This is a genomic window from Microbacterium sp. 05N427 (assembly GCF_056397105.1).
In genome coordinates this window covers 23,988-47,063 of sequence record NZ_JBFTMT010000001.1, presented here as the reverse complement: position 1 = coordinate 47,063, position 23,076 = coordinate 23,988, and the positions used below count along the sequence as shown (strand labels likewise).

The window sequence follows — 23,076 nt, the reverse complement described above, 5'->3', positions numbered from 1 at the left end:
GGTTCAGCCCGCCGTTGAGATCGCGACGCCGAACACCGAGAGCCCGACGACGAGGAACAGGACGAGGATCAGGACCCACACCACCAGGATCAGGCTCGAGACGATCACGCCGGTCAGGGCCATACCGCGCCCCGCCGGCTCCTTCCTCAGCCCGGCGATGCCCAGGATCAGGCCCGCGATCGGGACGAGGAAGGTGAAGCCGAACACGATCGAGGCGAGCGCCAGAACCATGGATGCGATGCTCATGCCCTTGGGCTCCGGCGTCGCGAGGTACGTCGGCATCGGGTAGTACGCCTGCCCGTTCGCCGGCTGCTGCGTCATCGGGTACGGCGGCCGCTGCTGCGGGTCCTGCGGATAGGTCATGACGTCCCCCTGGTCCGAGCGGGGCGAGGTGCCCCCCCTCCTTCCTAGCGCAGCTCAGCCGACGGCGCCGCCTGATCGTCGTGATACCGCGGTAGGGGGTGGATCCGGCACCGCAGCGGGACGCGGAGCGCCTGACCTGACGGCGACCGTAGGGACATGGCACTCCTCACCCCCGTCCTCGCCCCCGCGCCGGCGCATCCTGCGCGCCGCGTCGCCCCCGCTTCCGCCCCTGCGAAGGCCACCCGCGATGCTGCTGTGGACGGCGTGCGCGCGATCCTGCTGGGCGTCGTGGTGCTGCTGCACTCGCTCATGGTCGGGGTGAGCGTCGCCGCAGACGGATCTCCGATCCTGCGCAACGCGATGGAGGGCTGGGACGGTTTCGCCCCGCTCACCTGGGTTCTGCAGATCATGCCGCTGTTCTTCGTGCTCGGCGGCTTCGCCTCGTACACGCAGTGGACGCGGCAGAGGGCGCGAGGCGCGACGACCGGCGACTACGTGGCCGCGCGGATGCGGCGACTGCTGATCCCCGCGTCCGGCGCGATCCTGGCGACCGCGGTGGCGCTGGCCGCTCTCGTGATCGCAGGGGTGCCGGCGGATGTCGTCGCCACCGCCGGATTCAGGATCAGCCAGCCGCTGTGGTTCCTGGGCGTCTACCTCGGCTGCTCTGCTCTCGTGCCGTTCATGGTGCGGCTGCACGAGCGGCACCGGATCCTCACGGTCGTCGCGCTCGCCGCAGGGGTCGTCGCCGTCGACATCGTGCGCGGGGCGACCGGCCTCACCGCGGTCGGGCTGGTGAACATGGCGTTCGTGTGGCTGCTGCTGCAGCAGATCGGCTTCGCCGTCGCGGACGGATCCCTCGACCGGATGCGCCGCGCACCGCTGCTCGCGATCGCCGGCTCGGCCGTCGCGGCGGCGGGCGTGCTGATCCTCACCGGCGCGGCCCCTGCCGACCTCATCACGGCGCTCAACCCGCCGATGGCGATCCTCGTGGTGGCCGGCATCGCCCAGACCGCGCTGTTCCTGGTCCTGCGCCCGCGGCTGCGCACCTGGGCCGCCGGCTCTCGGACGGCTGCGGCGGTGGGATGGATCAACGCCAGGGCGATGACGATCTACTCCTGGCACATGCTCGTGGTGGTCGCGCTCGCCGGATCGCTGCTGCTCTCCCCGCTCTCCTTGCCCGTACCGCTCAGCGCCGGATGGTGGGCGAGCCGGCCGCTCTGGTTCGCGGCCGTGCTGATCGCGGTGGCGCTCGTCGTCGCCCGGGTGGGCCGGCGCGAGGCCGCCCGTGAACCGCGGGCGATCTCGGTCGGCACGGGGCGTGCCACGCTGTCCGCGCTGCTCGGCGTGGGGGGTGTCGTCACGATCCTCGTCGCGGGATCCGCCCCCTCCGCCTGGGTACTCGGCGCGGCGCTGGTGGTCGCGACCGTGCGGCTGGCCGGCGGGAGCCTGCGCGCCGGCTGATCCGCCGGCGCCGGTGGCCCGGCGCGCGCGGCGCCGTCGCTCTCGATGACGGAAGGACATATCCCGTCCTTCCCGTGGATACCGGTATACCGCTACGTTCGCAGTGTCGTGTCGGATCGAGGGGGTTTCTCATGGAGAGCGTGTCACCGGAAACCAAGGCGGCGCGCCGGAGCAGTGGCAGGGGGCGCCCCGGGCTGAGCATCCAGTCGAAACTGCTCATCATGCTGCTCGGCGTGAGTCTCGTCTCCGCCCTGATCATCGGTGCGATCGGATTCGTGAACGGCCGTAATTCGCTGCACGCGAGCTCGATCGATCAGCTCACCACGATCCGCGAGATGCGCACCCACGAGATGCAGGTCGCCCTGGAGGACGTGCAGCGCACCGCGTCCCTGAACTCGCGCAACCTCAGCGCGCAGAACATGTCGAAAGCGCTCAACGACGGCTTCGAGGAGCTGCGCAGCCAGACGCTGCCCGCCGATCAGTCGGCGGCGCTCGACGGCTTCTACGCGGACCACTTCATCCCGGAGCTCGAGAAGAGGACGGGCGACACCTACGGCGCTCGGGCCTTCATTCCCGATTCCGCCGCCGGAAAGTGGCTCCAGGCGCACTACACGGTCCGCAACACCACGCTCGACGACGCCGGCTACAGCGCCAATCTGACCAACGACGATGCCGGAGACGGATCCGCCTACTCTGCCGGCGCCGTGCGCTACGGCGACTACTTCTCCCGCCTCATCAACCAGGCCGGGTACGAGGATGTGCTGTTGCTCAACCTCACCGGCGACGTCGTCTACACGGCGTACAAGGGTCCGGAGCTCGGCACCAACCTGGACACGGGGCCGTTCCGCGACTCGAAGCTCGCCGATGCCTATCGCGCGGCGATCGCGACGAACTCGGTCGACACGGTCGAGATGACCGACTTCGAGCGCTGGACGCCGTCGCTCGGTGTTCCCTCGATGTGGATCGTGACGCCCGTCGGAAACGACAGCGCGATCACCGGCGCGATGGCCGTGCAGGTGCCGCTGACATTCGTGAACGACGTCATGACCGGCAAGAACGGCTGGCAGGACCAGGGGCTGGGCAAGACCGGCGAGGTGTACCTGGTGGGACGCGACGGGCTGATGCGCAGCACGTCGCGAGAGGTCGTCGAGCACCCGAAGGACTACGCGCAGCGTGCGATCGACCACGGCACCCCGCCGTCGGCGGCCGAGCGTGCCGTCGAGGTGAAGGGCACCGTTCTGATCCAGCCGATCACGGGCGATGCGCTGACGAGGGCGCAGAGCGGCAAGAGCGGCACGCTCGAGGGATCCGACTACATCAGCGGGTCGAGCGTCGTCAGTTACGGACCGCTCGACGTGGACGGTCTGGACTGGGCGGTCATCGCGCGCATCGACTCGAGCGAGGCGTTCGCGCCCGTGGACGACTTCACCCGGATCGTGCTGATCTCGCTGCTGGGGATCATGCTCGCGGTCGCCCTGCTCTCCCTCCTGCTGGCCCAGGTGTTCACCCGCCCGATCAACCGCCTGGTGACCGCGGTGCACCGGGTCGCCGAGGGCGATCTCGACGCGCAGGTCCCGGCGGGATCCCGCGACGAGTTCGGTGATCTCGGCAGCGCGTTCAACGACATGGCGTCGAGTCTGCGGATCAAGCAGCAGCTGATCGACGACCAGCGCGAGGAGAACGAGCGCCTCATGCACACGCTCATGCCGCAGAGCGTCGCGGAGAGGTACAAGCAGGGGGACGAGGCGATCACCGAGGCGCACGACAACGTGTCCGTGGTCTTCGCCGAGCTCATCGGCTTCGACGACCACAGCAGGAGCCTCACGGCCGAGGAGGAGATCGCGCAGCTCAACATGCTCATGCGCGGCTTCGACGAGGCCGCGGAGCGCGCGGGGGTCGAGAAGGTGCGCACGCTGCACGGCGGCTACCTGGCCTCCTCGGGGCTGATCGTTCCTCGTGTCGACAACGTGCGCAGGGCGGTGGAGTTCGCGCGCAGCCTGCGCGAGGTGCTGGAGAGGTTCAACGCCCAGTACGGCACGGCGATCGGGCTGCGCGCCGGCGTCGACACCGGCGCCGTGACGAGCGGCCTGGTCGCGCGCACGAGCCTCGCGTACGACCTGTGGGGCGATGCGGTGAACCTCGCCTACCGGGTGCGCTCGGTGAGCGGCGATCCCGGCATCTACGTCAGCCAGGAGGTGCGCGACCGCACCGCCGAACTGGTGGAGTACATCGAGGCGGGCACCGTCGAAGTCCGCGGCAAGGCCGAGACCGTGTGGAAGGTGGCCTGACATGGGCGGCCTGTTGCAGCAGGGCTGGACCTGGTGGCTGATCGCGCTCGCGGTCGGCGTGCCCGTGCTCCTCGTGGGGCTGACCGAGCTGCTCGGCATGCTCCGCCGCCGCGGCAACCCGCTGGCGAAACCGGTCGCGCTGCTGCGCAACGCGGTGGTCCCCGCCGGGGCCCTGTTCGCCCTGCTCGTCTTCGCGATCGGGCAGAAGGACGACGGCTACGTCTGGGTGCGGGTCGTCGCGACGATCTTCGGCTTCCTGCTGATCCTGCTCGTGCTCTCCGCCTTCAACGTCGTGCTGTTCGCCAACGCCGAGGAGGGATCCTGGCGACGTCGCGTCCCGTCGATCTTCGTCGAGATCGCGCGGCTCGTGCTGGTCGTCGTGGGCCTCGCGATGCTGTTCTCCTGGGTGTGGGATGCGGACGTCGGCGGGCTCTTCACCGCCCTGGGCGTGACCTCGATCGTCATCGGCCTCGCACTTCAGAACGCGGCAGGCGGCGTCGTATCCGGCCTGCTGCTGCTGTTCGAGCAGCCCTTCAAGATCGGCGACTGGCTCGACACCGGCGGAGTGAAGGGGCGGGTCGTCGGGGTCAACTGGCGTGCGGTGCACATCGACACCGGATCCGGGATCCAGATCGTCCCGAACTCGACGCTCTCCGGCGCTTCGTTCACGAACATGAGCGAGCCGGCCGGTCCGTACTACGCGACGGCGTCGATGACCTTCAGCACCGACGACCCGCCGCAGGAGATCATGGCCCTGCTCGTGCAGCTCGCCGACGGGCTGCCGATGCGGTGGCGCGAGGAGCGGGCGACCGCCGAATACGCCGGCTCCGCCAGGTACACGGTGTCGATCCCGATCATGGCGCCGGCCGAGGCCTCCGGTGCGCTCTCCCTCTATCTCTCCTGGCTCTGGTACGCGGCACGGCGGCGCGGATTCGCGCTCGATGGCGATGCGACGGATCCGATCGCCGAACCCGCAACATTTGATGCGGCGATCGAGGAGGCAGCCCCCGTCCTGCACCTCGACGAAGCGGGCAGGGAGCTGGTGCGGGCCGGCGCGCATCTGGAGCGCTACGGCATCGGTGAAGTGGTGCTCTCGGCTGGCATCGTTCCGAACGAGGTGCGCCTGATCCTGTCCGGCCGGGTCGTGATGCAGTTCGAGACCGGAGACGCGAGGATCCCGGTGGGCGAAGCCGGACCGCGCGAGCTGGTCGGCCAGACGGCGCTCACCCGCGAGCGCACCACGGTGACGATCGCCGCGATCGAGGTGCTGACCGTGCTGCGGATCCCGCTCGCCGTCATCGACGAGCTGATCCGGGCGCACCCGCGGCTCGCGGCCGAGATCGGTGAGTCGCTCGAGCTCAAGCGTGCCGCGGCCGCCGAGGCGATCGCCGCCCTCGGCATTCCCCGAGGGGAGATCCGCCCTCGTTGATACCCGCCGTCAGGCCGAGCGGTCGCGCCGACGCCACCGCAGCCGCGTCACGAGCACCCCGAGCAGGCAGAGCGCGCCGCCGAGGAACATGAGCGGCGTCGGCACCTCGCCGAGGATCAGCCACGACAGCAGGATCGCGATCGCCGGCACCACGTAGGTGGTCGCGGAGGTCTGTCCCGCGGTGCTGCGCTGCAGCACGTAGGCCCAGGTGGTGAAGGCGATCGCGGTCGGGAAGATGCCGAGGTAGACCACCCACAGGGTCGCGTCGAGCGGCGCGGTCTGCAGTGCTCCCACGAGGCTGCCCGCCCAGGGCAGCAGAGCGACCGCGCCGATGGCCGCGCCCAGCCAGGTGAGCGTGGTCGCGTCGCTGCCCGCGCTCAGCAGATGCTTCTGCAGCAGCGTGCACCCCGCGTACATGACCGCGGCCAGCAGCGCGAGCAGGAGGCCCGCGATGTCGATCGCCCCGCTCTTCGACGAGGAGTTCAGGCCGATGAGGACGACGCCCCCGAACGCGATCGGCGCCCCGATCAGCAGCGGCTTCGGGAAGCCTTCCCGCAGGAACAGCCCGCTGAAGACGACGACCATGAGCGGCGCGAGGTTGACCACCATCGCGGCGGTGCCGGCGTCGAGCGTGTGCTCCGCGGCGTTGAGAGCCAGGTTGTAGACGCAGAACCAGCCGACGCCCCACACCACGACCAGCAGCCAGTGCCGCCGCGAGGGCAGGCGGATGCCGCGCTTGAGCGCGATGGCGGTGAGGGCCACCGTCCCGACCGCCATGCGCAGCAGCGCCAGCGCACCGGGGTCGAAGTGGGGGCCTGCGCCGCGGATTCCGATGAACGCCGAGGCCCAGAGCACGACCGTGATCACGGCCGCGATCAGCACGAGCGCTCCGTGGCGCCGCGGGGCCGGCGCGCTCGTGCCGCCGCCCTCCGCGGGTCGTCGCGTCCGTCCCTGGGTGGTCTCCGTCATCCTTCGATCGTCGCAGGGGCCACGGACATCGGTCGAGCGCGGGGACCGCCATCCCTCACCGAGATCCCGCCACGCGCCGGGTGCCGGGTGCCGGTGCGCCGGTGCGCCGGCTCCGGCGCTGGGCCGGAGCCGGCGCGGTCGCCGCGGGGTCCCGCGTTCAGAGGGTGCTGCGGCGGGCGTGGATCGCGGGGCCCGCCGTGCCGTCCGAGTACGCGACCGTGATCACGGGGTCACCCAGGTCGATCAGGGATCCGCCGACCGTGAGGGTCGCGCGGCCTGATGCGTCGAACGTCACGGCTCCGGCGGGCGAGGATCCGTAGTTCACGGACGCCGTCGCGCCCGGTTCTCCGGAGAGCGACAGGGTGTCGCTGGAGAGGATCCGGATACCGAGCAGGCCGATCGTCGCGTTCCGCGTCAGACCTGTGAACGCGAGCGGCTTCGGCGCGGCGGGGATCGGGGGCGGCCCCGCAGGCGCACCGGGTCCGGACGGCGTGGACGGCGTGGACGGGGTGGAGGGCGTGCCGGGATCGCCGGCCGCGGCGCCCGGCGTCGCGCCGTCACCAGGGGCCGGATCGGGGGACGTGCCGCCGTCGGCCGGAGGATGCGCGAGCGGCTGTTCGACGGGCGCGGGGGAGGTCGTCGCGGGCGCCGCCGGCGGCGTGGCCGGTTCGGTGCGGGGGAGGGGCCCGGGCGAGCCGCCGCCCTCTCCGAGCAGGGCGTTCGCCGGATTCCGGGTGCCGGTGTCGACCGAGATGTCCGAGGCCGCGGTCGCCGTGTGGTCGGTCGCGGCGGGGCGAAGACCGACCACGAGCACGCCCCCGGCTGCGCAGAGCAGAACGGCGGCTGCGCCCGCAAGCAGGAGCGCTCTGCGTCGGCCGGGGCCCGGGGATCCGGCTCCGGCGTGCAAGACAGGTGTCGCGGTGGGCAGGACCGCCGGGGGCTGCTGCTCGAGCCGGGCGGCACGACGCGGGGAACTCTCGGGCGGCGCGCCCTGGTTCGCGGATCCGAGATCCGTGTCCTGCGTCATGTCCTCATCCCATCCGGCGGTGCTCCTCGGCAGAGGCGTGCGCCTCACGATATCCGAACGCGTGCACGACCTCACGGTCCCCGCGGCCCGTCCGCCCCCTCCGATAGACTGGCTCCGCCCGATCGGGCCAGCTCATCAGCCGGTGCAAACCCGGCGAAAGCACGGCGGCGGATGCGGCCGCTCCCAAGGAGCCCGCACGCCACTGAAAAGGGGGAATCCCATGCCAGGAATCGTGATCGTCGGCGTCCAGTGGGGCGACGAGGGCAAGGGCAAGGCCACGGATCTGCTCGGCGAGCGCACCGACTGGGTCGTCAAGTTCAACGGCGGCAACAACGCGGGGCACACGGTCGTCGTCGGCGACGAGAAGTACGCCCTGCACCTGCTGCCCTCCGGGATCCTCTCGGCCGGCGTCACCCCCGTGATCGGCAACGGGGTCGTGATCGACCTCGAGGTGCTGTTCCACGAGCTCGAGGCCCTCGGATCCCGCGGCATCGACACCTCGCGCCTCAAGGTCAGTGCCAACGCGCACATCATCACCCAGTACCACCGCACGCTCGACAAGGTCACCGAGCGCTTCCTCGGCAAGCGGATGATCGGCACCACCGGCCGCGGCATCGGCCCGGCCTACGCCGACAAGATCAACCGCGTGGGGATCCGCGTGCAGGATCTCTTCGATGAGAACATCCTGCGCCAGAAGGTCGAGGGCGCCCTCGACCAGAAGAACCACCTGCTGGTGAAGGTCTTCAACCGCCGCGCGATCACGTGCGACGAGATCGTGGAAGACCTGCTCTCGTACGCCGAGCGGCTGCGCCCGATGGTCGCCGATACCGGCCACCTGCTCGACGACGCTCTGCAGCGCGGCGAGGTCGTCGTTTTCGAGGGCGGCCAGGCCACCATGCTCGACGTCGACCACGGCACCTACCCGTTCGTGACGTCCTCCTCGGCGACCGCCGGAGGTGCGGCGACCGGATCCGGCGTCGGCCCCGGCCGTCTGGACCGCATCGTCGGCATCGTGAAGGCGTACACGACGCGGGTCGGATCCGGTCCGTTCCCCACCGAGCTCTTCGACGAGCAGGGCGACTGGCTGCGCGCGCGCGGCTTCGAGTTCGGCACCACCACGGGGCGTCCGCGCCGGGTGGGCTGGTACGACGCCCCGATCACCCGCTACGCGACCCGCGTGAACGGCATCACCGATCTCGTGCTCACCAAGCTCGACATCCTCGACGGGCTCGTCCAGGTCCCGGTGTGCGTCGCCTACGACGTCGACGGCGTGCGCTTCGACGACGTGCCGGTGAACCAGAGCGACTTCCACCACGCGAAGCCGATCCTGGAGTACTTCCCGGGCTGGCAGGAGGACATCTCCTCCGCGCGCACGTTCGAGGATCTGCCGAAGAACGCGCAGGACTACGTGCTCGCGCTGGAGAAGATGAGCGGAACCCGCATCTCGGTGATCGGCGTCGGCCCGGAGCGCGACCAGGTCGTCGTGCGCCACGACCTCGTCGACTGACACCTGCCGGGCGGTCCGTCCGCATGCCGAGCGCACGGGATGCTGCCGAATGCACGGGCTATCGGCGTGAACGACCTGTGCGCTCGACAGCAAGGCGTGCACTCGGCGAGAGAGTGAGGATGCGATGACGCGATTCTGGGTCGGCGGCTACGGCGTCGACATGGACGGGCCGGCCGACGGCATCGGGGCGCTGGCGGTCGATGAGGGACACGGACCGACCACGCTCGCCTACCGCGGCGCCGTCGCCCCTGCCCCCTCGCCGTCCTGGCTCGCGTCGCACCCCACGCTCGACGTCGTCTATGCGGCGCTCGAGGGATCCGGGGAGGTCGCCGCGTTCGCGCGCACGGGCGAGAACGCCCTGCGCCCGCTCGGGCGCCCGGTCGCGGCGGGGCAGTACGTGTGCCACCTCGCCGTCGCACCCGACGGCCGCTTCCTCGTGGCGAGCTGCTACGGCGACGGCCGCGTGGTGCGGATCGGGCTGGACGCGGAGGGCGGGCTGGTGCCCGACGCCCGCGACAAGGCCGCGGAGCTGCGGGCCGCCCTCTTCGGCGACCGCGACGCCGGCGACCGCGGCGGCAGCGGCACCGGCGACCCGGCCGAACGCGCACTCGGCGTCGTGGATCCGGCTGATGGCCGCGAGACCGAACTTCCGTCCCGAGACCGAGGAAGCGATCGTCGGTCTCGAGACGTGGGTTCGGTCTCGCGGCACACCGCAGCGGATCACGTGGCGGCTGATCCGTACGCCGCGGATCCGAACCGCTTGGATCCGAACGGGGATCCCCGCGTCTCGCACGCGCACGCCGCCGCCTTCCTGCCCGACGGCCGGATCGCGACGACCGACCTCGGCTACGACCTCGTGCGGATCTGGCGTACGTCGGCGTCGGGGCTGACGCTCGATCACGAGGTCGTGCTGCCGCGCGGATCCGGTCCTCGGCACATGGTCGCGCACCCGAGCGGGCACCTGCATGTGGTGACCGAGTACTCGTGCGAGCTGTTCACCCTGGCCGCCGATCGCGAGGGTCGCTGGGGCCTCGTCTCCGGGATCCCGGTCTCGGCGATCGTGACGCCAGGCCACGACTATCCCGCCGAGCTCAGCCGATCCCGCGACGGGGAGACGCTCTACGCCGGGGTGCGCGGCAGCAACACGATCGCCGCGCTCCGCGTGCGCGGATCCGGCGAGCGGGTCGAGCCCCTCGCGCTCGCCGACGCCGGCGTGGACTGGCCGCGCCACCACCTCGTGCACGACGGCGTGTTGCTCGTCGCGGGGCAGCGCTCGGACGAGATCAGCGTGCTCGACCTCGACGACCGCACCGGCGCCCCCGGCCGCGTCCGGCACCGCACTCCCGCCCCCGCGCCGACGCATCTGCTGCTCGCGCGCTGAAGCGGCCGGCCGCGGGCGGCGCAGCGGCGCCAGTCCGTAGGACATTTGCAACTCTGCAGGAGATGCCAGCGCGGATCCTCCTGCAGAGTTGCAATCGTCCTGCCGAACCTCTTCAGGCCCTATTCTGATCGCAGCGGTGCCGATGACCACCGCGCACGACGCAGCGACGCGAACGCAGGGGGACGAACGTGGCCGATGATCAGTCGATACCTGCGGACGGCGCCCCGGATCCCACCGCCGTCATGCCGCCCACCCCCGTGCCCACCGCCCCCGCGCCGACCGGCGGCCACGAGATCGCCGGCATCCTCTCCTCCGCCGGTCCTGTGGGCGGTACCGCGCTCAACGCGGTCCCGGCCTCCGCATCGACTCCCCGGCCCCGGCCCCGGCGCCGTGTCGTGCTGGCCTGGTCGCTGTCCATCGCCGGGGTGCTGCTGCTCGCCGGGCTCGGCGCGGTGCTGCAGCTCACGGCGAACCTCGGCTACGACGAGGCGCACACGCAGCTGACCACGGCGTTGACGAAGCAGGGCGATGAGGCGTCGCACAACGAGCGTGTCCGCGCCGTCGACGATGAGTCCTCCCGAGCCGCCGACGTGTTGCTGGGTGTGACCGATCCCGCCCTCCTCAGCGATGCCGACCGTGCCGGCCTCACCACGGCGCGGGACAGGGCGCAGAAGGCGTCTGCCGCGTCCATGTCGCTGACGAGCACGAAGGCTCCCGAGCCGGGTGCGAAGCCGTCCTGGTTCTGGGAGTTGTACGGCCGCACCGCAAGGCTCGATGCGGATTCGCGTAGCGTGCGCACGCTGGCCTCCGCTCTCGAACGGTCATCCGAGGAACTCGGATCGGCGACCGGCGCCATCGGCGAGACCGGTCTCGCCGTGGTCAAGGCCGCGGGCGGGCTCGCGGCTCAGATCGAGAGCGACAACGTGCCTTCACCGAACGAGGGCGTCCTGACGTTGCGCGAACTGGCCGTGAAACTCGTTGCCACCACCTCCTTCGACGAGCCGGTCGCGCAGGAGTTCCGCGACTACGCCACGACCGTGCAGCAGGTGCGCGACGGACACGCCGCGACCCTCGCGGCCGAGGCCGGACCGCTGCAAGGGGCGCGACAGCAGATCGAGGACTTCGCGCGATCCCTCGTCCCCGGGGTGCTGCTCGACTTCCAATGGGCGGACCGGGTGAACGACCTCGGCGGGGACAACGGCTACCTTTCCGGCGAAACGCGCACGCCGATCGAGTCGGGCCAGTACGCGACGATCCTGCTGTCCAACTCCGTCGCCGAGGACTGGCCGGGCGATTCCAGCAGGGCGCTCGTGGCGCACGAGGCCGGACACGCGATCGCGACGAAGTGCCGATCGATGGTCGACAACACGAACTCGGCCTCGGCGGAGGCGTGGGCGACGGCCTGGGCCATCAGCATGGGATTCACGGATCCGGGCAACGGCACTCAGGCGTACGGGTCCCCGCCGGACTCCGTCGTGCAGCAGGCCGCAGCCTGCCGCTGAGCGTTCGGGATCGCCCGGCTGTCCCGCGACGCCGCAACTCTGCGACGCCTCAACTCTGCAGGATCCTTGCAATTCCGCAGGTGGATTCGGCGCGGATCCTCCTGCGGAGTTGCGGGTCTCCTGCGGAATGGGTGCCCAGCGTGCTCCCATCCACGACCTAGACTCCCGCTATGACCTCTCCGCCCTCGGCGTCCGTCGGCCAGGTCGTCGTCTTGCGTGAACGCTGGCCGGATCCGGTACCGCCCGCCGAGCTCCCGCTGCGAGGTGCGATGCGGACGGGTGCCCGCGTGGTCTTCGTCGTGGTGCTCCTGCTCGCCACCGTCGTGGGCGCGGGGTCGGCCGTGCCGCTGTGGACCATGCCGACCCCCGGGGTCTGGTTCTCCCTCCTCTTCACCGTGTTCATCGCGGTCGTGGTGGTCGTGCTCTGGGCGATCTACATCGGATCCCTGGCGCACAGCGCGGAGCGCGTGCGCGCCCACGCGCGCTGGCGGGGAGCGGCCGGCCGGATCGAGCGGCTCGACGGCACGGTCGCCTCACGCACGGTGTCGACGATCGAGGACGGCGGCGTCGCCCGCTTCGAGCTCGTCGTCGACACCACCGCCGGCCGGGTCCGGGCGGCGTGGGAGCGCGCGACGGCAGGGGCGCCGATGCTCCTCCAGACGCAGGTGCCGGGCGTCGGCGCCCGAACGCGCGTGTGGCGGATCCGGGATGCGAGTCCCGACGATCCGCTGGTCGTCGAGGTCCGGGATCCGTCGGTGGAGAACTCCCCGCCCGCGGTAGACCCGGTCTGAGCACCGACTCGAACTCAGTCGATCCGATGCTCAGGAGGCGGTTTGGGGGTCGGCGCATCCCGCATCGACTGAGTTCCGCACATGCTGCCGCCGGCAGCGGGCGGTGCCACGGCATGTGGCCCGGATCCTGACGATCTGACGATCCTGACGATCCTGCAAGAATCCGAGCCCGGGGCGACTCGGGTCTGCGAGGGTGGAACGGTCGCGTCCCGGCGACGCACGACGAACGGAAAGGCGCACGATGACCGACGAATACGACCTGATCGTGCTGGGCGGCGGCCCGGTGGGAGAGAACGTGGCCGACCGCGCGGTGCAGTCGGGGCTGACCGCCGTGATCGTGGAGAGCGAGCTCGTCGGCGGCGAATGCTCGTACTGGGCGTGCATGCCGTCCAAGGCGCTGCTGCGCTCGCCGCAGGCCTTGCGCGCGGCGCAGCATGTGCGCGGTGCGGCCGAGGCGATCACGGGCGAGCTCGACGTGCGCGCGGTGCTCGACCGCCGTGACTCGTTCACGAGCCACTGGCAGGACGACGGCCAGGTGGCCTGGCTCGACTCCGCCGGGATCGGCCTCGTGCGCGGGCACGGGCGCCTGAGCGGCGAGCGCAAGGTCGCCGTCACCACGCCCGACGGCAGCGTGCGCACCCTCACCGCCCGGCACGCCGTGGCGATCAGCACCGGATCCGACGCCGCAGTCCCGCCGATCCCCGGCCTTCACGAGGCGAATCCGTGGACCAGCCGCGAGGCCACGAGCGCCGAGGAGATCCCGGCCTCGCTCGTCGTGATCGGCGGCGGTGTGGTCGCCGTCGAGATGGCCACCGCATACGCCTCGCTCGGTGCGGAAGTCACCGTGCTCGCCCGCAGCGGCCTGCTCGGATCCGTCGAGCCGTTCGCGGGCGAGTTCGTCGAGGAGGGCCTGCGCACGCTCGGCGTCGACGTGCGTACGGGCGTCGCGACGAAGAGCGTCTCCCGCGATGCCGACGGGGTGACCGTGACGACCGACGGCGGTGACGTGCGCGCCGCGGAGATCCTCGTCGCGACCGGACGCACGCCCCGCAGCGGTGACATCGGCCTGGAGACGGTCGGACTCGCGGCTGGCCGCTCGATCCGCACCGACGACACCCTGCGGGTGCCGGGCCTGGACTGGCTCTACGCGGTCGGCGACGTGAACGGCCGGGTGCTGCTCACGCACCAGGGCAAGTACCAGGCCCGCGCCGCGGGCGATGTGATCGCCGCGCGCGCGAAGGGCGAGCCGGTCGACGACGACCGCTGGGGCCGGCACGTCGCGACGGCCGACCACGCCGCAGTGCCGCAGGTCGTGTTCTCGGAGCCCGAGGTCGCGGCTGTAGGGGTCACCGCCGCAGCGGCGCGCGAGGCCGGCCACCGTATTCGGGAGGTCGAGGTCGAGTTCTCCTCGGTCGCCGGGGCCTCGCTGCACGCGGACGGTTACAAGGGCCGCGCCCGTATGGTCGTCGACGAGGACAGGCAGGTGCTGCTCGGCGTGACGATGGTCGGATCCGATGTCGCCGAGCTCATCCACGCGGCCGCGATCGCGGTCGCGGGCGAGGTCCCGCTCGCCCGCCTCTGGCACGCGGTGCCGTCGTATCCGACCATGAGCGAGGTCTGGCTGCGCCTCCTGGAGGCCTACGGCCGCCCGTCGGCTTGACGGCCGGCCCCGGTTTCAGAGTGCGCACGTGGCTCCATTCCGGCAGCGGATCCAGCCGTTTGCGCACTTCGAAACCGGGGAGGGGGAATCCGGAGCACGGCATGGGTGTTTCCGATGTCGGAGGCCCCGCGTACTGTCGGTAGGGCGCCGCGTCGCGCCGCACACCGAGAAGAAGCGAGTCGCATCGATTCCCCGGAGGGACGAGTATGCAAGCAGTATTCGAAGGAACCGTCATCGCGAACGCCGATGACGCCGACGTGGTGGTCATCGAGGGAAACCGGTACTTCCCGCCGACCTCGATCACGGAGGGCGTGCTGCAAGAGAGCCCCACGCCGTACACGTGCCCGTGGAAGGGTGAGTGCCAGTACTACTCGGTGCGCGTGGACGAGCAGGACCACAAGGATCTGGCCTGGGCCTATCCGCAGCCTTACCCCACGGCGATCGAGCGGGTCGGCGTCGATTTCTCCGGGTACGTCGCGTTCGACCGGGCCGTGACGGTGCGAGAGGGCGTCGTTGCGCAGGAGGGGGCGCTCCCCTGAGGGGCGGACGGCCGATGATCGAGTTCCGCTCCGTCACCAAGACCTTCCCCGACGGCACCTGCGCCGTCGACGACTTCAGCCTGGTCATCCCCGCCCGGCAGACCACGGTGCTGGTCGGCTCCTCCGGATCCGGCAAGACCACGCTGCTGCGCATGATCAACCGCATGGTCGAGCCCACCTCCGGCGCCGTCGAGATCGACGGCGAGAGCGTGCTCGACAAGGATCCCGTGGCGCTGCGCCGCAGCATCGGCTACGTGATGCAGAACTCCGGGCTCATGCCGCACTTCAGCGTGATCGACAACGTCGCGACGGTGCTGCGCCTCAACGGCATCCCCCGCCGCGACGCGCACGTCCGCGCACGGGAGCTGCTCGACACGGTCGGGCTCGACCAGGCTCTCGCCGACCGCTACCCCAGCCAGCTCTCCGGCGGGCAGCAGCAGCGCGTCGGCGTCGCGCGCGGGCTCGCCGCGGATCCGAACATCCTGCTCATGGATGAGCCCTTCGGAGCGGTGGATCCCATCGTGCGCACGGAGCTGCAGCAGGAGCTGCTGCGGCTGCAGCGCGAACTCGACAAGACCGTGGTGTTCGTCACGCACGACATCGACGAGGCCTTCCTGCTCGGGGATCAGATCGTGATCCTGGACACCTCGGCCCGCATCGTGCAGAAGGGGACCCCCGAGGAAATCCTCGCGGCCCCGGCCGACGACTTCGTCGCGGCGTTCGTCGGCGCCGACCGCGGAAAGCGCGCGTTGCACCTGAAGCAGACGCCGCACGGCACGCTGATCGTCGATGCGGACGGTCGCGCGCAGGGCACGCTCGTGCAGTCCCCGGCATCCTTGCTGGACGCTCACCCCCCGCGGGCAGCTGACGAGGTCGCCGTCGACGCAAGGACCGCCGACTGACATGACCTGGATCGTCGACAATCTCGGGCTCATCCTCGATCTGACCGCAACGCATCTGCGGCAGAGCCTGATCGCGCTTGTGCTCGGCGTCGTCGTCTCGGTGCCGCTCGGCTGGATCGCCTGGCGGTTCCGGCTGGTGCGCGGTCCGATCATCGTGCTCACCGGCCTGCTCTACACGATCCCCTCGCTGGCGCTCTTGATGCTGATGCCGGCGCTGTTCGGCTATCGGGCGACGCTCGAGCCGAACCTCGTCGCGGCGCTCACGATCTACAACATCGCGATCCTGGTGCGTTCCGTCGCCGACGGGCTCGATTCGGTCGATGCCGACGTCCGTCGGGCGGCGACCGCGATGGGCTACGGATCCGGCCGCCGGTTCTGGACCGTCGAGCTGCCCCTCGCCGGTCCCGTGATCCTCGCAGGGGTGCGCGTGGCCGCGGTCAGTACGATCGCCCTCGCGACCGTCGGCACGCTGATCGGCGTCACGAACCTCGGCTATCTCTTCACCAACGGGCTGGATCGCCGGCTCATCGAGGAGGTCTTCGCGGGCGTGCTCGCGGTCGTCGTGCTCGCGCTCATCGTCGACGTGCTGCTGGTGCTTCTGGGCCGCGTGCTCATGCCATGGCAGCGCGCGCCGAAGCGCACCGCGCTCGGCGCCAGGCCAGCCGTCGTCACGGGGGGCGCCGCCACGGGGGGTGCCGCATGAACCTCTTCGTCGACGCGATCCGCTGGTTGCTCGATCCCGCGCAGTGGACGGGCACGTACGCTCTGCCCGCGCTGCTCGGACAGCATCTGCTCTACACCGTGCTGTCGGTGCTCGTCGCCGCGGTCATCGCCGTTCCCGCCGGGTGGCTGATCGGCCACACCGGACGCGGCAGGGAGGTCGCCGTGGCGATCTCGGGTGCCGCCCGTGCGATCCCCTCGTTCGGCCTGCTCATCCTGCTCGTGCTGCTGTTCGGCGTGCTGCAGGTCCCCGCCGCCGCGCTGGTCACCTTCGTGCTGCTCGCGATCCCGTCCCTGCTGGCGGGCGCCTACACAGGCATCGAGGCGATCGACCCGCGGGTCCTCGACGCGGCGAAAGCGATGGGCATGACGCCGTGGCAGGTGTTCTGGAAGGTCGAGTTCCGGCTCGGGCTGCCTCTGCTCATCGGCGGCCTGCGCGCCGCGACCCTGCAGGTGATCGCCACCGTCACGATCGCCGCCTGGGTGAACCTGGGCGGGCTGGGGTTCCCGATCATTCAGGGCATCCAGCTGAACCAGTTCGATCAGGTGCTCGCCGGCGCGCTCCTCGTGGCCGCTCTCGCCCTGCTCGCCGATCTCCTGTTCGCGCTCGCGCAGCGCGCCGCCGTGCCCGCCGGAGTGCGAGCCTCTGGCGGCGGGCGCACCGAGGGCGAACCCCGTCGCCGAGCACGCGCCCTCCGCGCCGCCCGCAGCTGATCACCTCCGCCGTCCCGCATCCGCAGAACCCACCCATCGCCCCAGAGAGGAACACCATGTTCACCGCTCGCATCACCCGGATCGCCGCCGCAGCAACGGCCGCGGTCGCCGTCGCGCTCACGCTCAGCGCGTGCGGATCCAGCAACCCGCTCGACAAGCCCAGCGAGAGCAGCGGATCCGGATCCTCCGACACGATCGTGATCGGATCCCAGGCCTACTACTCGAACGAGATCATCGCCGAGATCTACGCGCAGGCGCTCGAGAAGGACGGCATGACCGTCAAGCGCCAGTTCAACATCGGGCAGCGCGATGCGTACATGCCCGATGTGAAGTCCGGCGCGATCAGCCTGTTCCCCGAGTACAGCGGCAACCTGCTCGAGTACCTGGGCGGCAAGGCCGACACGAACAGCCCCGACGACGTCTACGCGGCGCTCAAGAAGACCCTGCCGAAGGGCCTCGTCGCGCTCGACTACGCCAAGGCCGCGGATCAGGACACCTACACGGTGCTCAAGTCCAACGCTGACAAGTTCGGTCTCGAGTCGATCGCCGACCTGTCCAAGATGACCGGCACGGTCACCGTGGGCGGCGCGCCCGAGTTCGAGAAGCGTCCGTACGGCCCTGCCGCGGCGAAGACCGACTACGGCGTCGACCTGGCGTTCTCGGCGACGGGGCAGACGACGCTCGAGGCGCTGCGTGCCGGCACCGTGCAGGTTGCGGACATCTACTCGGCGGACCCCGCGTTCGAGAAGGGCGACCTGGTGGCCCTCAAGGATCCGAAGAACCTGATCCTGTCGTCGAACGTCGTGCCGATCGCGAGCGCGACCGTCTCCGACAAGATCTCGAAGGCGATCAACGCCGTCAGCGCCAAGCTGACCACGGAAGAGCTCGTCAAGCTCAACGTGCAGAGCACGGTCGACAAGAAGCAGGCCACCGACATCGCCAAGGCCTGGCTCAAGGAGCAGGGCCTGAGCTGACGCGGCCTCTGATCATGGCGGCCCCGGGATCGGATCCCGGGGCCGCCGTCTGTCGCGGTGTCCCCGGGGAACGCTGCTGCGCCGGTCCGCGTACAGTGGCGGACGTGAGCGCTCCCAGTCTCGACCACCTGCGCACGTTCGTGACGGTGCACAGGACCGGATCCCTCACCCGCGCGGCGCAGTTGCTCGGAATGTCGCAGGCGACGGTCTCCGCGCACGTCCAGGCGGTCGAGGCGGTCGTGGGATTCCCCGTGTTCGAGCGCGGCCGCACCGGAGTGACGACGACCCCGAAGGGGCGCGAACTGGCGCAGCGGGTGGCTCGGCATCTCGATGCGATCGAGGACGCTGTGCTGCCGCCGGGCCTGGGCGACGGAACCCCGCGGGCCGTGCACGTGGGCGGTCCCGCGGAGATCCTGTCGCTGATGGTCGTCCCGCGGCTCGACGAGCTGATCACGGCGGCGAACGCGCCGATCCGGTTCGCCTTCGGGCTCGCGCAGGAACTGCTCGACGCGCTCGCCGGAGGCGCGCTCGACGTGGTCGTGAGCGCCGTGCCGCCGCAGCGCGATGGCATCACCGCTGTGCCCTTCTACGACGAGGAATTCGTGCTCGTCGCCGCCGCGAAATGGCGGGGCAGGGAGCCCGAGGAGATCCCCCTGGTGGCTTACGCCGAGAACCTGCCGATCGTGCGACGGTACTGGCGCAGCGTCTTCGGCCGGGCGCCCGCCGCGTTGAAGGTCGTCGCCGTGATCCCCGATCTCCGCGGGATCCGGGAGTCCGTGATCGGCGGCATCGGGATGTCGGTGCTTCCGGAGTACCTCGTCGCCGACGATCTGCGCTCGGGCGAACTCGTGACTCTCCACGATCCCGAGATCTCTCCGTTGAACACCCTCTACCTCGCGACGCGGAGCGGAGATGCGGAGAGGTTCCCCGCGGTCGCCGCCGCCTGCGCGGCTCTGCGGCGGTTCATCTCCTGAACGCGTCCCGGAATCCCGATGGAAGCGATCGATTCTCCGATGTCGGTGGGCCGGCGGAATCGGAGAGCATGGACAGGTCGAAAGGACCCCACATGTCGAAGATCCTCATGGTCGTGACCGCCGCCGACTCCCTCACCCTCGCCGATGGCTCGGCCCACCCCACGGGATTCTGGGCGGAAGAACTCGTCGTCGCGCATAGCGAACTCGTCGCGGCCGGCCACGACGTCGTCATCGCGACGCCCGGCGGCCGCAGCGCGCCGGTCGACCCCGGATCCCTGAACCCCGAGGTCGTCGGTGACGCGGCGCGGGTCGAGGAGTTCCGTGCCTACCTCGAAACGATCCGCGACGAGCTCGACCAGCCGGTCTCGCTGAGCAGTGTGTCCCCGGAGGACTTCGCCGCCATCGTGCTGCCGGGCGGACACGGTCCGATGGCCGACCTCGCCTTCGACGAGGATCTGGGCCGCATCCTCGTCGAGGCGGACGCGAACGCCCTCCCGATCGCCCCGTTCTGTCATGGGCCGGCCGGACTGCTCAGCGCGACCACGGCCGACGGCGACTTCGCCTTCGCGGGCCGCACGCTCACGGCGTTCACCGACGAGGAGGAGGCGGCCGGCGGGCTCGGCGAGAACACGCCGTGGCTGGTCTCGGCGACGCTGCGCGAGCGCGGCGCCGTCGTGCAGAGCGCTGCTCCGTGGACCTCGCACGTCGTCCGCGACGGCAACCTCATCTCCGGACAGAACCCGCAGTCCAGCCATGCCGTGGCCCAAGCGTTGCGCGAGGCCCTCGACGCCTGAGCTCGACGCCTGAGCTCCGCGCCGCCCAGAGTGGTGGCCCCGGGGGTTCCGGGGCCACCCCCTGACCTCAGCCGCGCGGGCTCAGATGCCGCGCGAAGAACCGCCCGGCGTCCTCCCCGGCATGCGCCGGAACGCCGGCGTGCCCGCCGAGGTTGGCCTGCAGCGTCTTCTCCGCGGATCCGAACGCGTCGAACACGTCGAGCGACCGCTGCCGGTCGTTGCCCTCGTCGTCCCACTGCAGCAGCACGTGCAGCGGGATGGTGATGCGCCGGGCCTCGTCCAGGATGCGCAGCGGCACATAGCTGCCGGCGAACAGGCCGGCGGCCACGATCCGAGGCTCGACCAGGGCGAGCCTGATGCCGACCGCGAGCACGCCGCCCGAGTAGGCGACGGGGCCGCCGATCTCGGGGAGGGCGAGCGTCGCATCGAGTGCGGTCTGCCATTCGGGCACCGTCTTGTCGACGAGGGGGAGCACCAGGCGATCGATCACATCCTCGCTCGGGCGTTCGCCGGCGTCGAGCGCCCGCATCAGTTCGGCCCGGGCGGTCTGCAGCTCGGGGATCCGCGGTCGCTGGCCGTTCCCCGGCATCTCGATCGCCACGGAGGCGAAGCCGAGCTCGGCGGCCGCGCGAGCACGGCCGTCCAGACGTGGACGCATCCGGGCGAGGCCGGGTCCGCTCGGATGGCCGAGCAGGATCAGCGGGACAGGGTGGTCGGCGGTGGCGGTCTCTGGCGTCCAGAGGACGCCGTCGATGCCACCCAGCGTGAAGTCGCGTTCGACGATGCCCTCGATGGGCTGTGCAGAAGCGATGGGCTGTGCAGAAGCGATGTGCCTATCGGCGGTGAAGATCAGTTCAGGTGTGATGTTCATGGTCGTGCCTTTCGGGAGTGCGCATGTACGGCGCTCCCGGACGACCTATCGCCCGACCGTGACCTCGGAGAGGAGCACCCACGTCGATTCGCTCATGGGGATCACCTCCTCTTCCTGCCACACGGCGTAGGCGACAGTAGCACTCCTGGCCCGTGTCAGTCGAGCGCGCTCATCACGTGCTTGATGCGCGTGTAGTCGTCGAAGCCGTACTGCGACAGATCCTTGCCGTAGCCGGAGTGCTTGAAACCGCCGTGCGGCATGTCGGACACGAACGGGATGTGCGTGTTGATCCAGACGCAGCCGAAGTCCAGATCCCGGGAGAAGTGCAGCGACCGGGTGTGGTCCTTCGTCCACACCGACGCGGCCAGCGCGTAGGGCACGTCGTTCGCGTAGGCGAGGGCTTCGTCATCGTCCTCGAAGGACTGCACGGTCAGCACCGGTCCGAAGATCTCGCTCTGCACGGCCTCATCGTCCTGGCGCATGCCGGAGACGATCGTCGGCTCGAAGAAGTACCCGACGTCGCCCTGTCGCTTGCCACCGGTCTCGATCGTCGCGTGCGCGGGCAGGCGATCCACGAAGCCCTGCACCTGGGCGAGGTGGGCGGCGCTGGAGAGCGGTCCGAAGAACACGCCCTCCTCGTGCGGCGCGCCGGTGCGGGCGTGCGTGCGCACCCGCTCGACGAGGGCCTTCACCAGAGCGTCGTGCACCGAGGCGTGCACGATCACGCGGGTCGCGGCGGTGCAGTCCTGCCCGGCGTTGAAGAACGCGCCGGTCACGATGCCCTCCGCAGCCTTCTCGATCGATGCATCGGGGAACACGATCGCGGGGGCCTTGCCACCGAGCTCGAGGTGCACGCGCTTCACGTCGGCCGCGGCCGACTCGGCGACGGCCATGCCGGCCCGGACGGATCCGGTGATCGCGACCATCTGCGGCGTCTTGTGCGCGACGAGGGCGGCGCCGGTGCTGCGGTCGCCGAGCACGACGTTCAGCGCTCCTGCGGGCGTGTGCTCGGCGACGATCTCGGCGAGGAGCAGCGTCGTGAGCGGGGTGGCCTCTGCGGGCTTCAGCACCACGGTGTTGCCGGCGGCCAGCGCCGGCGCGATCTTCCACACGGCCATGTTCAGCGGGTAGTTCCACGGGGTGACCTGGCCGATCACACCGATCGGCTCGCGCCGCACGTAGGAGGTGTGCCCGGCCATGTACTCCGCGGCGGCGCGACCCTCGAGGCTGCGCGCTGCGCCCGCGAAGAAGCGCAGCTGATCGACCGACTGCTCGATCTCATCGGCCACGAGGTTCGCGCGGGGCTTGCCGGTGTCCTGCGACTCGAGGTCGGCGAACTCCTCCGCGCGAGCGGCCATCGCGTCGGCGATCCGGAACAGCGCGAGCTGCCGCGCGGCCGGCGTCGTGTCGCGCCAGAGCGGGAAGGCGGCGGCGGCTGCGGCATAGGCGGCGTCGACGTCGCTCCGGTCCGAGATCGGGGCCTGGCCGTACACCTGCTCCGTGACGGGGTCGATGAGGTCCATGCGGCCCTCGCCGTGGGCGGCGACGGACCGGCCGCCGATGAAGTTCTGCGACAGGGTGCTCTGCATGCTGATCAGGATAGGTGACGACAGACGAAATCGAAAGAAAACGGGATCAAATTCTGCGAAATCAGTTGCAGAGAGTCATTGAGAATGTCAAGATCGTCACATGAGCGACAAGCCGAAGGTCCCGGTGCTGGACGACGTCTCCAAGCGGATCATCGAACTGCTGCAGGAGGACGGTCGTCGGCCCTACGCCGAGATCGGCCGTGCCGTGGGACTCAGCGAGGCGGCCGTGCGTCAGCGCGTGCAGCGCCTCACCGACAGCGGAGTGGTGCAGATCGTCGCCGTGACCGATCCCCGCCAACTCGGATTCTCCCGCATGGCGATGCTGGGCATCCGCGTCGACGGGGATCCGCGCGTCGCTGCGGAGGAGATCGCGAATATTCCCGAGATCGCATATGTCAACGTGACGCTCGGATCCTTCGACATCCTCGCGGAGGCGATCTGCGAGAGCGACGAGGATCTGCTCGAGCTGATCGCGACCCGGATCCGCACCATCGAGGGCGTCTCGCACACCGAGTGCTTCCTCTACGCGGGGCTCCACAAGGACCTCTACAACTGGGGCACGCGCTGATCCGCTGAGCCCGCCGCTCTCCCGACCCGCCCGCACCGCGGCACCCGGGGCGC

21 protein-coding genes are annotated in these 23,076 nt (G+C 70.6%); 16 read left to right on the top strand and 5 right to left on the bottom strand.

Features of this window, described 5'->3' with window-relative positions; genetic code table 11:
• Window positions 1–3: 3 nt before the first annotated feature.
• Window positions 4–363 carry a DUF4190 domain-containing protein gene (locus tag AC1DG4_RS00215; protein WP_477378032.1) on the bottom strand — a complete coding sequence of 120 codons (360 nt, stop codon included), beginning with the start codon at window positions 361–363 and terminating at the stop codon, window positions 4–6.
• Window positions 364–519: 156 nt separating this feature from the next.
• On the opposite strand from AC1DG4_RS00215, the gene AC1DG4_RS00210 reads away from it, so the two are divergent.
• The 3 genes from AC1DG4_RS00210 to AC1DG4_RS00200 all read left to right on the top strand — a co-directional run bounded on the left by AC1DG4_RS00210 (window position 520) and on the right by AC1DG4_RS00200 (window position 5,541).
• The gene (locus tag AC1DG4_RS00210) at window positions 520–1,824 is read left to right on the top strand and encodes an acyltransferase family protein (RefSeq protein ID WP_477378034.1); all 1,305 of its coding nucleotides are present in this window, start codon (window positions 520–522) and stop codon (window positions 1,822–1,824) included.
• A 140-nt stretch (window positions 1,825–1,964) separates the two neighbouring features.
• The gene (locus AC1DG4_RS00205) at window positions 1,965–4,112 is read left to right on the top strand and encodes an adenylate/guanylate cyclase domain-containing protein (RefSeq protein ID WP_477378036.1); all 2,148 of its coding nucleotides are present in this window, start codon (window positions 1,965–1,967) and stop codon (window positions 4,110–4,112) included.
• Window position 4,113: 1 nt separating this feature from the next.
• Entirely contained in the window at window positions 4,114–5,541 is a 1,428-nt protein-coding gene (locus tag AC1DG4_RS00200; protein WP_477378038.1) for a mechanosensitive ion channel domain-containing protein, read from the top strand.
• A gap of 9 nt (window positions 5,542–5,550) precedes the next feature.
• On the opposite strand, the gene AC1DG4_RS00195 is transcribed toward AC1DG4_RS00200, so the two are convergent.
• Window positions 5,551–6,510, bottom strand: a complete 960-nt coding sequence (locus tag AC1DG4_RS00195; RefSeq protein WP_477378040.1) for a DMT family transporter — start codon at window positions 6,508–6,510, stop codon at window positions 5,551–5,553.
• Window positions 6,511–6,667: 157 nt separating this feature from the next.
• The gene (locus AC1DG4_RS00190) at window positions 6,668–7,537 is read right to left on the bottom strand and encodes a hypothetical protein (protein WP_477378042.1); all 870 of its coding nucleotides are present in this window, start codon (window positions 7,535–7,537) and stop codon (window positions 6,668–6,670) included.
• 220 nt (window positions 7,538–7,757) lie between these two features.
• On the opposite strand from AC1DG4_RS00190, the gene AC1DG4_RS00185 reads away from it, so the two are divergent.
• The 12 genes from AC1DG4_RS00185 to AC1DG4_RS00130 all read left to right on the top strand — a co-directional run bounded on the left by AC1DG4_RS00185 (window position 7,758) and on the right by AC1DG4_RS00130 (window position 19,995).
• Window positions 7,758–9,044 (top strand): adenylosuccinate synthase, encoded by a 1,287-nt coding sequence (locus AC1DG4_RS00185; protein WP_477378044.1) that lies wholly within the window; start codon window positions 7,758–7,760, stop codon window positions 9,042–9,044.
• A 124-nt stretch (window positions 9,045–9,168) separates the two neighbouring features.
• Window positions 9,169–10,425, top strand: a complete 1,257-nt coding sequence (locus AC1DG4_RS00180; protein ID WP_477378046.1) for a lactonase family protein — start codon at window positions 9,169–9,171, stop codon at window positions 10,423–10,425.
• Window positions 10,426–10,613: 188 nt separating this feature from the next.
• Window positions 10,614–11,927, top strand: a complete 1,314-nt coding sequence (locus AC1DG4_RS00175; protein ID WP_477378048.1) for a hypothetical protein — start codon at window positions 10,614–10,616, stop codon at window positions 11,925–11,927.
• 170 nt (window positions 11,928–12,097) lie between these two features.
• The gene (locus AC1DG4_RS00170) at window positions 12,098–12,718 is read left to right on the top strand and encodes a hypothetical protein (RefSeq protein ID WP_477378050.1); all 621 of its coding nucleotides are present in this window, start codon (window positions 12,098–12,100) and stop codon (window positions 12,716–12,718) included.
• A 241-nt stretch (window positions 12,719–12,959) separates the two neighbouring features.
• Window positions 12,960–14,378, top strand: a complete 1,419-nt coding sequence (locus tag AC1DG4_RS00165) for a dihydrolipoyl dehydrogenase family protein (protein WP_477378052.1) — start codon at window positions 12,960–12,962, stop codon at window positions 14,376–14,378.
• Between the two features lie 206 nt (window positions 14,379–14,584).
• Window positions 14,585–14,917 (top strand): DUF427 domain-containing protein, encoded by a 333-nt coding sequence (locus AC1DG4_RS00160; RefSeq protein ID WP_477378053.1) that lies wholly within the window; start codon window positions 14,585–14,587, stop codon window positions 14,915–14,917.
• A 14-nt stretch (window positions 14,918–14,931) separates the two neighbouring features.
• Window positions 14,932–15,819 carry an ABC transporter ATP-binding protein gene (locus AC1DG4_RS00155; RefSeq protein WP_477378055.1) on the top strand — a complete coding sequence of 296 codons (888 nt, stop codon included), beginning with the start codon at window positions 14,932–14,934 and terminating at the stop codon, window positions 15,817–15,819.
• A gap of 1 nt (window position 15,820) precedes the next feature.
• A complete protein-coding gene (locus tag AC1DG4_RS00150) occupies window positions 15,821–16,522 on the top strand; it encodes an ABC transporter permease (RefSeq protein WP_477378057.1) in 702 nt (233 codons plus the stop codon).
• A complete protein-coding gene (locus tag AC1DG4_RS00145; RefSeq protein WP_477378059.1) occupies window positions 16,519–17,253 on the top strand; it encodes an ABC transporter permease in 735 nt (244 codons plus the stop codon). The genes AC1DG4_RS00150 and AC1DG4_RS00145 overlap by 4 nt, the downstream gene beginning before the upstream one ends.
• A 56-nt stretch (window positions 17,254–17,309) precedes the next feature.
• Window positions 17,310–18,227, top strand: a complete 918-nt coding sequence (locus tag AC1DG4_RS00140) for an ABC transporter substrate-binding protein (RefSeq protein WP_477420406.1) — start codon at window positions 17,310–17,312, stop codon at window positions 18,225–18,227.
• A 104-nt stretch (window positions 18,228–18,331) separates the two neighbouring features.
• Window positions 18,332–19,201: a LysR family transcriptional regulator gene (locus AC1DG4_RS00135; RefSeq protein WP_477382200.1), complete on the top strand. Its 870-nt coding sequence runs from the start codon at window positions 18,332–18,334 to the stop codon at window positions 19,199–19,201.
• Between the two features lie 92 nt (window positions 19,202–19,293).
• Entirely contained in the window at window positions 19,294–19,995 is a 702-nt protein-coding gene (locus tag AC1DG4_RS00130; RefSeq protein WP_477382199.1) for a type 1 glutamine amidotransferase domain-containing protein, read from the top strand.
• 67 nt (window positions 19,996–20,062) lie between these two features.
• On the opposite strand, the gene AC1DG4_RS00125 is transcribed toward AC1DG4_RS00130, so the two are convergent.
• Together AC1DG4_RS00125 and AC1DG4_RS00120 are read right to left on the bottom strand one after the other, a co-directional pair.
• Window positions 20,063–20,866: an alpha/beta hydrolase gene (locus AC1DG4_RS00125; RefSeq protein ID WP_477382198.1), complete on the bottom strand. Its 804-nt coding sequence runs from the start codon at window positions 20,864–20,866 to the stop codon at window positions 20,063–20,065.
• Between the two features lie 155 nt (window positions 20,867–21,021).
• Window positions 21,022–22,455 carry an aminobutyraldehyde dehydrogenase gene (locus AC1DG4_RS00120; RefSeq protein ID WP_477382197.1) on the bottom strand — a complete coding sequence of 478 codons (1,434 nt, stop codon included), beginning with the start codon at window positions 22,453–22,455 and terminating at the stop codon, window positions 21,022–21,024.
• Window positions 22,456–22,555: 100 nt separating this feature from the next.
• Here AC1DG4_RS00120 and AC1DG4_RS00115 point away from each other — a divergent pair, with 100 nt between their 5' ends.
• Window positions 22,556–23,023, top strand: a complete 468-nt coding sequence (locus AC1DG4_RS00115; protein WP_477382196.1) for an Lrp/AsnC family transcriptional regulator — start codon at window positions 22,556–22,558, stop codon at window positions 23,021–23,023.
• The last annotated feature ends 53 nt before the right edge of the window (window positions 23,024–23,076 follow it).

Bases quoted from the DNA above. Each gene is read 5' to 3' on its own strand.
- AC1DG4_RS00145 (WP_477378059.1), top strand. From the start codon at position 16,519: ATGAACCTCTTCGTCGACGCGATCCGCTGGTTGCTCGATCCCGCGCAG.
- AC1DG4_RS00165 (WP_477378052.1), top strand. From the start codon at position 12,960: ATGACCGACGAATACGACCTGATCGTGCTGGGCGGCGGCCCGGTGGGA.
- AC1DG4_RS00120 (WP_477382197.1), bottom strand. From the start codon at position 22,455: ATGCAGAGCACCCTGTCGCAGAACTTCATCGGCGGCCGGTCCGTCGCC.
- AC1DG4_RS00150 (WP_477378057.1), top strand. From the start codon at position 15,821: ATGACCTGGATCGTCGACAATCTCGGGCTCATCCTCGATCTGACCGCA.
- AC1DG4_RS00130 (WP_477382199.1), top strand. From the start codon at position 19,294: ATGTCGAAGATCCTCATGGTCGTGACCGCCGCCGACTCCCTCACCCTC.
- AC1DG4_RS00125 (WP_477382198.1), bottom strand. From the start codon at position 20,866: ATGAACATCACACCTGAACTGATCTTCACCGCCGATAGGCACATCGCT.
- AC1DG4_RS00140 (WP_477420406.1), top strand. From the start codon at position 17,310: ATGTTCACCGCTCGCATCACCCGGATCGCCGCCGCAGCAACGGCCGCG.
- AC1DG4_RS00160 (WP_477378053.1), top strand. From the start codon at position 14,585: ATGCAAGCAGTATTCGAAGGAACCGTCATCGCGAACGCCGATGACGCC.
- AC1DG4_RS00200 (WP_477378038.1), top strand. From the start codon at position 4,114: ATGGGCGGCCTGTTGCAGCAGGGCTGGACCTGGTGGCTGATCGCGCTC.
- AC1DG4_RS00115 (WP_477382196.1), top strand. From the start codon at position 22,556: ATGAGCGACAAGCCGAAGGTCCCGGTGCTGGACGACGTCTCCAAGCGG.
- AC1DG4_RS00155 (WP_477378055.1), top strand. From the start codon at position 14,932: ATGATCGAGTTCCGCTCCGTCACCAAGACCTTCCCCGACGGCACCTGC.
- AC1DG4_RS00185 (WP_477378044.1), top strand. From the start codon at position 7,758: ATGCCAGGAATCGTGATCGTCGGCGTCCAGTGGGGCGACGAGGGCAAG.
- AC1DG4_RS00190 (WP_477378042.1), bottom strand. From the start codon at position 7,537: ATGACGCAGGACACGGATCTCGGATCCGCGAACCAGGGCGCGCCGCCC.
- AC1DG4_RS00195 (WP_477378040.1), bottom strand. From the start codon at position 6,510: ATGACGGAGACCACCCAGGGACGGACGCGACGACCCGCGGAGGGCGGC.
- AC1DG4_RS00170 (WP_477378050.1), top strand. From the start codon at position 12,098: ATGACCTCTCCGCCCTCGGCGTCCGTCGGCCAGGTCGTCGTCTTGCGT.
- AC1DG4_RS00210 (WP_477378034.1), top strand. From the start codon at position 520: ATGGCACTCCTCACCCCCGTCCTCGCCCCCGCGCCGGCGCATCCTGCG.
- AC1DG4_RS00180 (WP_477378046.1), top strand. From the start codon at position 9,169: ATGACGCGATTCTGGGTCGGCGGCTACGGCGTCGACATGGACGGGCCG.
- AC1DG4_RS00215 (WP_477378032.1), bottom strand. From the start codon at position 363: ATGACCTATCCGCAGGACCCGCAGCAGCGGCCGCCGTACCCGATGACG.